Raw genomic sequence first — 13087 nt, 5'->3', positions numbered from 1 at the left:
GGCGTCTTTTCTCCTGCACCTTCAAAAACAACTGTTTGCTTGGTTGATTTCGTTATATTTTCGTCTGGTGTAGCTAAAGTATTATTTTGATTGCTGGTTGGTATAGTGACCGTAGGTAAACTACTATTTATAGGAGTCCCGTTATTCGATTCAGACGTATTTAAAGATGACAGATTTCTTCCTCGACGTCCACTACGTCGTATAGGTATTTCAGCTGGGATTGCTTCTGATGATAGTATCTCTGTAGGACTCTCAACTGTTTCTTCAGACGCTAAAATTCTCCCTCGACGGAGACTAGTTCTTGATATTTCAGATGTTATCGTTTCTGATTTTAATCCTTCAGATAAATCACTTGTAGCTTGACTTTGATTTACTTGAGCCACATATGATTCTTCAGAACTAGCAAAAGACGTAGAATTTCTACTAGTGTTTGTTTCAGATGACGTGTCTTGTTGCTTAGAAACTGTTTCATTCTGTACAGTTACTACTTCTTCTACTGGTAACTTTTCTATAGCAGTTGGAACTTCTGATATAGTAGTATCCGATATTGCGGATTCAGCTGCTTCTACAGATTTCACAACGTTATCATTACCTGTTATAACTTCATCAGCTTGTACAGCCTGTCCAGAAAAAAGAACAATTCCAAGCAAGACTGAGCAAACGCCAATAGAATATTTTCTCAATGAATAACGTTGACGTTGATTAAAAAAATCTTTCATAAAGTCTCCATAAAAAATTGTAATATTTGGTTTATTGCTTTAATTTTATTTTATTATGATGATGCACTTTAAATTCTAACATTCTGATAATTACACGTCAATATAAGTGTCAATAATTTTAATCTTTATTAAATGATTTGTTCTGCTTATTATAAGCCTATAGACCCGATTGAAATATTTTTAATAATCGGCTAAACAAACTAATAAATAATCTATTTTAAACTTAGCTATCATATAACAAGAATTTCACAAAAAAACTAAAACAACAATTGCTATATCAGACCACACTAAAAAACCCAAGTATCATAAACTTGGGTTCATAATCTTATGGGTTTCAGAGGTAAGTTCCTCTATTTTTTTCTGATATGGTTGTCATTCCAAGTCTGCAATTCTTGGTAGGACTTGACTTTCCCTTCTTCCTGAGTCGGTCTAAATGCCCTAACCGGTAACTCATAGGCATCCTGGCCTTCAGGTGCCATCCAATGGAGTAAGGTATTGAACCAGGTTTCATTGTTAATCTTGCTTGGAATGGTGTAGATCCTAGCATGTTTGGTCTTAATCGCTTCATAAGCATCCTTATGCTCTTTGGCAAAGTTGGTACTATCCATATTGAGGCTTCTGTCTTTTTCAGAAATGTAATAAAGAGCAGGCAGACTCGCAATTGGTGTTTCTGTTGGATAATCTAGATCCTTACCATTAGTTGCACCTGGCCACATTTCAAGACCAAAAGGCTCTAAAGTCTTACGCATATCAACATTGGCGTAATCCAATTCCGAGTCCAAAGTATTCGAGTTAGCTGGAATATTCATTTCCTCAATCTTTTGCGTTTTGAGATTGAGGTATTTTTTATTAGAAACAAAATCAGCTGATGACGCACCAAAAGGCATTTGTAAGTAAGCCTGCTCATTAAGCATGAAAAGCCTTAGACTTGCCTGATTTAAATAATCTTCATCCCCAGCTTTTTTAGCCAATTTCAAGAGGTCAATTTGTTTAGGTTTTTGATTTGGTTTTTCCGTGTCATACATATAGATATTAAAGTAGTCATACTTATAAAGTGTCTCACCCTTGGCATTTTTCTTACCAGATTCACCCCCCTTGTACTCCTGAGTGACTAAGTATTGACCAGCTACCCCCACAATGTTAAACATGTTTCTATCATGACCAGGATTTGGTGTCACGAGTAAAAATTCTTTATTATCTCCGAAGGTTTTCAGGGTGATTTTGAACAAGGGGTCTTCTGCATTGCTGCCGGAATAGACAGTCGTACGCGACTTACTGGATGCAGCTGGACCTTTGTTAGCCTTACTGCTACTATTCACAGCAAAGAAGATAGCCGTCCCTGCGATTATAAAAAGTAATGCCACTAAGAGACCTATAAAAACAATTCTTGTGGACTTATCCCCCTTAGGTGTTGGTTGCTTTACAAACTTATTTTCCATAAATAATCTCCATTTTAGTACTGATTCTAGTATAGCATAGGTGGAGACTATTGATAAGGTAGATTGGCAGTCTAATAAGGTTGGATATTTTATTTTCATTTGACAAAATCTCTCGGACAGCGTACAATCAAGGCAAGTAACATTCGGAGGTAAATGGAGACATGAACAACTAAGTCTATTCACAATAAACCTGCTTTATTCGATAGATTGTTTTCATGTCTTTTTTGCGCTCTTTTTCTGTAGAAAATTTATTGGTGGTATCTGAGTTTTTTTGCATCCACACCATCACTATCTCCTAGAGGGCTTTTTAGCTAGATTCAAGACGGTTCTATCTTATAAGGTAGAACTGTTTTTTGACCTTTGATATTGTTTGAAGTAAAAACTGTACTACCCATAAAACACTATCAACAAGCACTCAGACCTAGGAGGTCCTATGATACAGATTCAACATCTAACTATTACCCATACCAAAGATTTGCGTGAACTCGTTCATGACTTAAATCTAACGATAGCTACTGGTGAAAAAGTCGCCATCATTGGGGAGGAAGGCAATGGAAAATCTAGTCTCCTTGCCCTTCTTGTCAATCCTAAAGCACATTTCGACCATCTTTCTTACGAGGGAACTATTAATAAACCAGATAGCCCACAGGTCTATATTCCTCAACAGATTTCGGATGACTTACAATTCCTAACCCTTAACGACTACTTCTTTGCGGATACTTATGACCTAGACTATGCTACCCTCTATCGTCTGGCTGATGAACTTCATTTTGATAGTGATCGTTTTGCTAGCAGTCAGCTTGTCTCCTCTCTGTCAGGTGGCGAGAAACTCAAAATTCAACTCATCCGAGAATTAGCCCGTCCCCACGACATCATTTTTCTTGATGAGCCCTCAAACGATATGGACTTGACTACTATGACTTGGCTAAAAAATTTTATCAAACATTCTGATCAAACCATAATCTATATCTCACATGACGAAGACCTACTAAGCCAGACAGCAGATACCATTATCCATCTGGAACTCCTTAAACGTCGCCGTCAGGCAAGGACCAGTGTGGAGCACCTCGACTATGATAACTATAGCCAGCAACGCACTGATGCCTTCCAGCAACAAATGCAGCAAGCGAAAACCGAGAAAAAAGCCTATGACAAAGCCATGGCCAAGCATCGCCGTATCAAACAAAATGTCCAAACTACCCTACGTAATACGCATGATAGCACGCAAGGACGATTGGTTGCCAAAAAGATGAAAGCAGTCCTCTCGCAAGAAAAACGCTACGACCGCCTTGCCCAAGATATGACACAAATGCCTGATAAAGAAGACAGTATTGAACTATTCTTCTCTCATATCACTCCTCTACCTCAGGGAAAATATCTCTTAAATCTGGATAAAAAGCAGATAAACATCGCTCCTCACCTGACCATTGACCATCTCAAACTTTCTTTGAAAGGGCAAGAAAAAATTGGTATTGTTGGAGATAACGGCTGTGGTAAATCCACTCTCTTACACTTTCTCTACCAAGAACTTAGCAAGAAGACAGACCTGACTATTGGCTACATGCCTCAACATTACAATACTATCTTGCAAAATGATTTGTCACCGATAGCGTTTTTAAGTAAGACAGGCGACAAGTCTGAACGAGAGGTTATAAGCTCCCATCTCGCCAACCTCAACTTTAGTCATGATGAAATGAGCCATGCCATTTCTGATTTATCTGGAGGACAGAAAGGAAAACTACTCCTGCTACACCTGGTCTTAGAAAGCCCTCAGCTCCTTATCTTAGATGAACCAACCAGAAATTTTTCACCCACCTCACAACCCCAAGTCCGACAGCTCTTCGAGAACTATCCAGGTGCCATTCTGACAGTCTCACATGATGTCAACTACCTCAGACAAGTCTGCCAAAAGATTTATCGCCTGGACTCACACGGTTTAAAAGAAGTTGAGATTTAAGATATCAAATCTATCGTTTTTACAAGAAAAGTCTCAAAAGAATCATTTTCTTCAGATGCAAAAGAACTCAGGCAAAACCTGAGTTCTTTTAATCTTAATCAATTTCAAGACCACCAGTATAGAGTCGGTAGTAAGTGCCACCTTGCTCCATAAGGCTGTCATGGTCACCACGTTCAATGATACGTCCATGGTCCATAACCATGATAACGTCAGAGTTAACGATGGTTGAAAGACGGTGGGCGATAACAAAGACCGTACGTCCTTCCATAAGGCGGTCCATCCCTTCTTGCACCATCTTCTCTGTCCGAGAGTCAATCGAAGACGTCGCTTCGTCCAGAATCAAGACTGGCGCATTGGCAAGGGCTGCACGGGCAATGGCAATCAGCTGACGTTGTCCATTAGACAAGCCTGCACCATCATCTGTAAGAACAGTGTCGTAACCATTGTCCAAATGTTGCACAAAGGAATCCACATTAGCAATACGAGCGGCCTCAAGGATTTCATCGCGCGTCGCATCCGCACGGCCGTAGGCAATATTTTCAGCGATAGTCCCTGTAAAAAGATGCGTATCTTGAAGCACGATACCAAGTGAGCGACGAAGAGAATCTTTTTCAATCAACTTGACATCAATACCATCATAGGTAATCACACCAGATTGGATGTCGTAGAAACGATTAATCAAGTTAGTAATCGTTGTCTTACCTGCACCCGTCGCACCGACAAAGGCAACCTTTTGCCCCTTGTCTGCATAGAGGTTAACATCATGAAGGATTTGTTTCTTACCATCGTAAGAGAAATCAACATCTTGAAAGACCACATTTCCGACCAACTCGACCAACTCATAGTCGCCATTTGGACGTGGGTGCTTCCAAGCCCAAAGATTGGTTTTCTTGTCTGTCACAACCATTTGACCATCTACCAATTCGTAGTTGACCAAAGTGACCTTACCTTGGTCAACTTCTTCTGCTTCATCCAAAAGGTCAAAGATACGGTCAGCACCAGCAAGGGCCATAAGGACAAAGTTAAGTTGTTGAGATACCTGAGTAATAGGACCATTGAAGGAACGGTTCAATTGAAGGAAGGCCATGAGACCACCGATAGTCAAGCTACCAACACCATTGAGGGCAAATACACCACCGACCAAGGCAGTCAAAACAAAGGAAACATTTCCTAAGTTCCCAAGAATAGGCATGAGAACATTGGCATAACGGTTGGCCAAGTATGACGATTCAAAGAGTTGCTCGTTAATCTTGTCAAAATCAGCCATGCTCTCTTCTTCGTGGACAAAGGCTTTGACCACTTTTTGCCCTGACATCATTTCTTCAATGAAGCCATTCTCAATCCCTAGATTCTTTTGTTGCTCACCAAAGTAACGACCTGATTTAGCTGATACATTTTTGATGACCATAAACATGATGCCTACCATGACTAGGACCACGATAAAGAGGAGAGGACTAACCGTAAGCATGGTCACAGTCACTCCGATAAGGGTAATAGTTGTTTGTAGCAACTGTGGGATAGACTGCTCAACAGCCTGACGGAGGGCATCAATGTCGTTGGTGTAGATAGACATGATATCCCCGTGTTGGTGAGTATCAAAGTAGCGAACAGGAAGCTTTTGCATGCGAGCAAAGAGCTGATTACGAAGGGAACGTAAGGAATCTTGCGAAATCGTCGCCATGAGGAGAGATGCCACATAGTTGGCAATCACACCGATAAGACAGAAGACAGCCACTGAAGTCAAGAAACGTAACAATGGCCCAAAGTCATGGCTACCAGATTTGAGCATGGGTTGAACATAAACGTCAACCAAGGACTGAATCGAAGCCGTCAAATTGACCGTTGCCAAAGAAGCAACAACAATGAGGACAAAGGCAATACTAAGCGAAAGTTTGTAGTCTTGCCACAAAAAGCGTAGAAGACGTGCTAGAGAGCCCCAATTAGCTTTTTTCTTATTCTGCATCTGCTACTCCTTTCCCTTGTGTTTGCATCTTGTATACTTCGCGATAAATGGCATTATTAGCTATCAAGTCGTCATGAGTACCAATAGCATCGATACGACCATCATTCATGACGATGATACGGTCGGCATCTTGGATAGATGAAATCCGTTGACCGATGATGATTTTGGTCGTGTCCTTAAGACTTGAAGCGAAACCTTGACGAATCAAACTATCTGTCTTAGTATCAACTGCTGATGTCGAATCATCCAGAATCAAAATTTTCGGATTCATGAGAAGGGCACGTGCGATACAAAGACGTTGACGTTGTCCCCCTGAGACATTGGCTCCACCACGTTCAATCTTGGTATCATAGCCATCCTTAAACTCTTGGATAAATTCATCAGCTTGGGCAATCTTACAAGCTTCAATGATTTCTTCATCTGTTGCCTGCTTATTGCCCCAACGCATATTTTCTTTAATGGTTCCTGAGAAAAGGACATTGGTTTGAAGGACCATGGCAACTTGCTTACGTAAGCTATCCAAATCATAGTCCTTAACATCATGGCCGGCAACCCTAACCTGACCTTCTTCCACATCATAAAGGCGAGGAATCAGCTGAACCAAGCTTGATTTACCCGAACCCGTTCCACCAAGGATACCAATAACTTCACCAGACTTAATATCCAAAGTGATATCTTTGAGGACATGGGTCTTGTCACCATTTTCATCTGTGTATGAGAAATCCACATGATCAAAGCTGATGGAACCATCTGCAACTTCTGTTAAACCATTTTCAGGTGAAACAATGGTGGCTTCAGTGCTAAGAACTTCATCAATACGTTCAACAGATGCTGTAGAGATAGACAACATGACAAAGATCATCATGAACATCATGAGTGACATGAGGATGGTCATGGTGTAACTGAACATCGAAGTCAATTCTCCTGTAGTTAAGCTACCACCAACGATGAGATGGGCACCAAACCAGGAAATCATAAGGAAGGATGCATACATAGACAACATCATAGCTGGGTTAGACATGATAACTACACGAATGGCACGCATGAACATCTTGTAAATACGACGTGAGGCCTTCTTAAATTTGTCAGTCTCTTCCTGCTCTTTAACATAGGATTTCACCACACGCATGTTGGTGATATTTTCCTTGATACTGTTGTTAAGGTTGTCATAAGCCTCAAATACTTGAGTAAAAAGAGGATATACGATTTTGGTAATAATGGCCAAAACCACACCAAGGAAGATCGTTACACCAACAAAAATCCAAGCCATTTCAGCATTAATCAAGAAACTTGCTGCAATAGCAAAAATCAGGTTAAGTGGTGCACGCACACAGACACGGATAATCATCTGATAAGAGTTCTGCACGTTGGTAACATCTGTCATCATACGTGTCACCAAACCACCAGCTGAGAACTTATCGATATTTTCAAAAGAGAAAGTTTGAACCTTTTTGAAAATGGCCTGACGTAGATTCTTGGCAAATCCAGCAGAGGCAAAAGCTGCATAGCGAGCCGACTGCATGCCGCAGAATAGTGATAGAAAGGCGCAGACTAGCATGAGGCCACCGTAGAGCCAAATGTTAGACATGTTGGATTGCTGGACACCTTTGTCCAAAAGATTAGCCATGACAAAGGGAATGGAAATCTCAAACATGACTTCTAGTGTCATAAAGACGGACGCTAGGATTGAGGGTTTCTTGTATTCCTTTATCTGGGGGATAAGGGTTTGAAACATAGTTACCTCCGTTTAATTTGTTTTCTTTTTTGATATTTTTCTTAAGTGGCTTCGGACGCTAGCAGCTTCCTTCGGAATCTCATAGCTAAGCTTTGAGCCAAAGTCTCAAAACTTCCGAGTTATAGAAGTCTCTTGACTTCTATAACTATTGCCACGGCGAAAAATATCACCTGCCCTGAGCAGAGTGTGTTTCAGGCATTGATAGATATAAGCTAGTCCTGTAATCCATCACGACGAAAGCATCGCTTTTGGACAGAGCGAGCTGTCGAATCGTGAGCAACTTCGAACAAGTGCAAATAGGTTAAGGATGGCCCCTACCACAGCTAAAAATATCACCTGCCCTGAGCAGAGCGTGTTTCAGGCATTGATAGATATAAGCTAGTCCTGTAATCCATCACGAGAAAGCATCATTTTTGAGCAGAGCATACTGTCTGAAAGCTACTCTTAACGCTCATCCTTTATCTATAAAAGAACGGTTATACCCTTTTGAGAGCATACAAAAGCCCCTGAGGGCAGACCCTAGGGATTCTTTCATTCTTATATATACGTCATTAGTATAGGCTAATTTGATTTAAATTGCAAGAGAAATAACATTTTACATAAAAATCAGTGAATATTTTACAATTTTTGCATATAATAGAGCTAAAAAGCAACTGGTTTTAAGGATTCTTATCTAAAACATTCGGAAATTGCCCTTAACCGTAGCAGAAAGTTGTTTTCTTCTCCTATTTATAATAGACTATCACTAACATTAGATGAAAAGGTGACTCTATGACTATAAATCAACTGCTTCAAAAGCTGGAGCCTACTAGCCCTATCCTTCAAGCTAACTTTGGAATTGAACGCGAAAGTCTTCGTGTCGATAGACAAGGAAAATTAGCACATACACCTCACCCTTCCTGCCTAGGAGCTCGAAGTTTCCACCCTTATATTCAAACAGATTTTTGTGAGTTTCAGATGGAACTCATCACACCAGTTGCTAAATCTACCACTGAGGCTCGTCGATTTCTTGGAGCCATTACCGATGTAGCTGGACGTTCCATCAGTAAAGATGAACTTCTCTGGCCCTTGTCCATGCCTCCTCGTATCAAGGCCCAAGAAATCCAAGTTGCCCAACTGGAAAATGAATTTGAACGCTATTATCGTAACTACCTGGCCGAAAAATACGGAACTAAACTACAAGCTATCTCAGGTATCCACTATAATATGGAACTAGGGAAAGATTTGGTTGAGGCCCTATTCCAAGAAAGTGACCAGATTGATATAATTGCTTTCAAAAACGCCCTCTATCTTAAGCTGGCTCAGAACTATTTGCGCTATCGTTGGGTGACCACCTATCTCTTTGGTGCTGCACCTGTTGCTGAGCAAGGCTTCTTCGACCAAGAAGTGCCAGAACCCGTGCGTTCCTTCCGAAACAGCGACCATGGTTATGTCAATAAGGAAGAAATCCAAGTATCTTTTGCAAGCCTAGAAGACTATGTCTCTGCCATCGAAAACTATATCGAACAAGGTGATTTGATTGCGGAGAAGGAATTTTACTCGGCTGTTCGTTTCCGTGGACAAAAGGTTAATCGCTCCTTCCTTGACAAGGGAATCACCTACCTGGAATTCCGTAACTTCGACCTCAACCCCTTTGAGCGTATCGGTATTAGCCAAACTACCATGGATACCGTACACCTACTCCTTCTAGCCTTCCTCTGGATGGATGCCCCTGAAAATGTTGATCAGGCTCTGGCTCAAGCTCACGCGCTGAATGAAAAAATTGCCCTCTCTCATCCTTTAGAACCTCTACCTTCTGAAGCTGAAACTCAGAACATTACGACAGCTCTAGACCAACTGGTGCAACATTTTGGGCTTGGTGACTATCATCAAGGTCTGGTCAAACAAGTTAAAGATGCCTTTGCAGATCCTAGTCAGACACTAGCTGCTCAACTTCTTCCTCATATCAAAGACAAGTCCCTTGCTGACTTTGCCCTTGACAAGGCTCTTGCCTATCATGATTACGACTGGACTGCCCACTATGCCCTTAAGGGTTATGAGGAGATGGAACTTTCTACCCAGATGCTGCTCTTTGACGCCATTCAAAAAGGGCTTCATTTTGAAATCCTAGATGAGCAGGATCAATTCCTTAAACTCTGGCATAAAGATCATGTTGAGTACGTCAAAAATGGTAACATGACCTCAAAAGACAACTATGTAGTTCCTCTTGCCATGGCTAATAAAACCGTAACCAAAAAAATCCTAGCTGATGCTGGCTTCCCTGTCCCTGCCGGCGACGAATTTACCAATCTAGAACAAGGTCTAGCCTACTATCCTCTTATCAAGGGCAAGCAAATTGTGGTTAAACCAAAATCAACCAACTTCGGTCTGGGCATTTCCATTTTCCAAGAGCCTGCCAGCCTTGATAACTATAAGAAAGCCCTCGAGATTGCCTTTGCAGAAGATACAGCTGTTCTTGTTGAAGAATTTATCACAGGAACCGAATACCGTTTCTTCATTCTGGACGGGCGTTGTGAGGCCGTCCTCCTTCGTGTCGCTGCTAATGTTGTCGGTGATGGCAAACACACTATTCGTGAATTAGTCGCTCAGAAAAATACCAACCCATTGCGAGGCCGTGACCACCGCTCACCGCTGGAAATCATTGAGCTAGGAGAAATCGAACAATTGATGTTGAATCAGCAAGGTTATGCACCTGATGATATTCTCCCAGAAGGGAAAAAGGTCAATCTCCGCCGTAACTCCAACATCTCTACGGGCGGTGACTCTATTGATGTCACTGAGACCATGGATTCATCCTATCAAGAATTAGCTGCAGCTATGGCGACTAGCATGGGGGCCTGGGCTTGCGGGGTTGACCTCATCATTCCAGATAAAACTCAGCCTGCTAGCAAGGAAAAACCTCATTGCACTTGTATCGAGCTCAACTTCAATCCCTCTATGTATATGCACACCTATTGTGCTGAAGGTCCTGGACAAGCTATCACTCCAAAAATCCTAGACAAGCTTTTTCCAGAAGTTACCACAAGTCAAACCTAAAACCTAATTCTTAGGAACAAACAAATCACCTTTATCTCGAGATAAAGGTGATTTTGCTTTATTAACCAAACTCTCCTGCTTCTTCCTCAGGATGCGTTTCCATGTACTGGATGTGTTGTATATAGGCATCTTGAGCCTGATTGAAGGCTTCCTGATCACTATATGGGTAATCTATATAAAATAGGTCCCGCCAGCCATTAAAGGTTTGGCTATTGTAAAAACCTTGAATCTTAGTCGGAAGGAAATCCTTGTTGTAGCTGATCCGCATCTTAAGCAAGGTCTTATCCTGAAACTGAGTGATGATACTGTTGGAGGTTTCTTGACCTTCCAGACTAGACCAAACGTTATTCAGAACGATGTCCTGACTATAGTGATTAGCCTTGATACGATTTTTGTCCACTGGGAGCTTCTGGGTGGCCTCTAAAAGGTAGGACACCTCCCCCTGAAAATAAGCCTCAATGGTCAAATCTCCAAGACTGGAGCCGTATAACAGACCATCTTTAATAGCAACATTTGACCCAAAGAGTCTCTGACCAGCCACATCAAAGGACATCCCCTCATCCTGCCCGTAGAGTTTGATGGCATAGGCATCCCTTACACGATAGAAATTTTTAGCGACAAGAACACTATCAAGGGTTTCAGTCTTTTTTGTCTCCACCTTGGGGGTTGTAGGTTTCTTGGTAAAAGCTGTCAAACCCATTAAGCACAAGATGAGAGCGAATATAATCAAGGTAAGCATTGTAGACCTGGAGACGGTCTTCAGCTTTAACTTGTTTCCATGTTTCAAGGTCTTTCAAGCCTCCTTTTTTAACAATATCAGCATAGCGCCCACCATTTAAGACATTCTTGGCATTTTTCCACTTTCTAACCATCTTGCGTCTAATCGCATTATCCGCAGGGTGACGAACATCGAGATAGGTATGGCTATTATTGAGATAGGCTGGTAAGTCAGCATTTAATCCCTTAGATAGGCCGTAGTTAGCAGAGTCCGTATCAGCAATGTCAGCACCATCTTCAATCTTGTAATGCTTAGGATTAGAGTCGATACTACCGTCTTTCCTTTTCTTGTAGACATTCCACTCAGAAACAAATTTCCCTGTATCCATATTGACAATAAATTCAATAAAGCGGGAATTGCTGACACCGTAAGGTCCCATGACACTGGTCTGAGGTAGCTGAATTTTCATGTTCTCTGGATAGGTAAAGTCTCCCAAGCTTCGATTATGGTAAGAAGCACCTGTAGTATAATCCAACTTAATCTTCTTGTCCTTGCTGTAAGCCAGAAGCTTGTCAAAATCCGTCTTGCCCTTGTAGTTGGTCCTAATATAGTCCATGGACTGCTTATCAATCCAAGACCTAAAAAGGTGGAGCTTGATACCTAACTCATCTACTCCAAGCCCTAGATCCGTCTGATAGGTCTCCATAATAGCCTCACGGAAGTAACTGTAAAAAGCGCTGGTTGGCTCTAGCTTTTTGGAAAATTTATAACCTGACTTCCCTAACTGGAGAAACTGGTACTTATCCACATAAACCTGCATGTGCTCCATAACCAAATTGAGCTTGTCATGATTAGGCAGTTGAGAAGCTTGGAAAAAGGCCGTATAGGTATCGGAGCCCACTTCCTTACTTTCTTGATCAATTTCTTGCAGAACCTTTTCCAACTGGTTCAAAGAAGTCTTCTTCATCTTACTTCTGACCTGAGCCACATAGGCCGGTTTAATGCCTTGATCCCAGTGATCACGAGATATAATAGCATCTGCTTTTTGTGAAATCAAGGTCAACCGTTTCTGATAAGATTCGTCCTCCAAGGCGAGCTTCAAAGCCTTTGATGGCGTCGCTTGAACCACAGATAAATCACCATAGATATCAGACTTTAGGACAAGATTTACCTGCATATCATAGGAATGATTGATATGGAGAACGAGGTGAATCTTTCCATCTTCCTTCCTAACAGACAAAGAATCGAGTTGATAGGATTCTATAATCCCAGCCTGACTAAGGGCCAGTCTATCTAGATTTTCCAAAGAATCCTTATAGATATAGGAAATCTCAGGGTTTTTGACCTTCTTTACCAGAGAGTGATTTCGCTGTCTGTTGAAAACCACAAGACCAAGTATAAGGATTACAGTCAGAGCACTTGCCAGATACTGTAAAATTACTTTCTTCATAATACTTCCATTATAGCATAGGACGACAAAATATTCTGAAAACGATTGGCAAACGCTGAAAACAAATGAA

The 13087-nt window shown here is 41.4% G+C and carries 8 protein-coding genes; 2 read left to right on the top strand and 6 right to left on the bottom strand.

The window, feature by feature from the left end:
• On the bottom strand, positions 1-719 hold a 719-nt coding region (locus AX663_RS04770; protein ID WP_156430762.1), incomplete at its 3' end, for a YSIRK-type signal peptide-containing protein.
• 350 nt (positions 720-1069) lie between these two features.
• Positions 1070-2158: a hypothetical protein gene (locus tag AX663_RS04765; protein WP_037598266.1), complete on the bottom strand. Its 1089-nt coding sequence runs from the start codon at positions 2156-2158 to the stop codon at positions 1070-1072.
• 433 nt (positions 2159-2591) lie between these two features.
• Between AX663_RS04765 and AX663_RS04760 the strand changes: the two genes are divergently transcribed.
• Positions 2592-4115 (top strand): ATP-binding cassette domain-containing protein, encoded by a 1524-nt coding sequence (locus AX663_RS04760; protein WP_060972865.1) that lies wholly within the window; start codon positions 2592-2594, stop codon positions 4113-4115.
• A 94-nt stretch (positions 4116-4209) separates the two neighbouring features.
• Here the strand turns inward: AX663_RS04760 and AX663_RS04755 are convergent, their stop codons facing one another.
• Positions 4210-6078, bottom strand: a complete 1869-nt coding sequence (locus AX663_RS04755; protein ID WP_060972864.1) for an ABC transporter ATP-binding protein — start codon at positions 6076-6078, stop codon at positions 4210-4212.
• Positions 6068-7813 carry an ABC transporter ATP-binding protein gene (locus AX663_RS04750; RefSeq protein WP_060972863.1) on the bottom strand — a complete coding sequence of 582 codons (1746 nt, stop codon included), beginning with the start codon at positions 7811-7813 and terminating at the stop codon, positions 6068-6070. Before AX663_RS04750 ends, AX663_RS04755 begins: the two co-directional genes overlap by 11 nt.
• Positions 7814-8584: 771 nt before the next feature.
• Between AX663_RS04750 and gshAB the strand changes: the two genes are divergently transcribed.
• Positions 8585-10849, top strand: a complete 2265-nt coding sequence (gshAB, locus tag AX663_RS04745; RefSeq protein ID WP_060972862.1) for a bifunctional glutamate--cysteine ligase GshA/glutathione synthetase GshB — start codon at positions 8585-8587, stop codon at positions 10847-10849.
• A gap of 61 nt (positions 10850-10910) precedes the next feature.
• On the opposite strand, the gene AX663_RS04740 is transcribed toward gshAB, so the two are convergent.
• Positions 10911-11507 (bottom strand): hypothetical protein, encoded by a 597-nt coding sequence (locus AX663_RS04740; protein ID WP_060972861.1) that lies wholly within the window; start codon positions 11505-11507, stop codon positions 10911-10913.
• Entirely contained in the window at positions 11488-13017 is a 1530-nt protein-coding gene (locus tag AX663_RS04735; protein WP_060972860.1) for a DUF1310 family protein, read from the bottom strand. The genes AX663_RS04740 and AX663_RS04735 overlap by 20 nt, the downstream gene beginning before the upstream one ends.
• Positions 13018-13087 lie beyond the last annotated feature (70 nt).

This window comes from Streptococcus sp. CCH8-H5, from assembly GCF_001556505.1.
GTDB lineage: Bacteria > Bacillota > Bacilli > Lactobacillales > Streptococcaceae > Streptococcus.
This window is presented reverse-complemented; position numbering and strand designations above follow the sequence as displayed.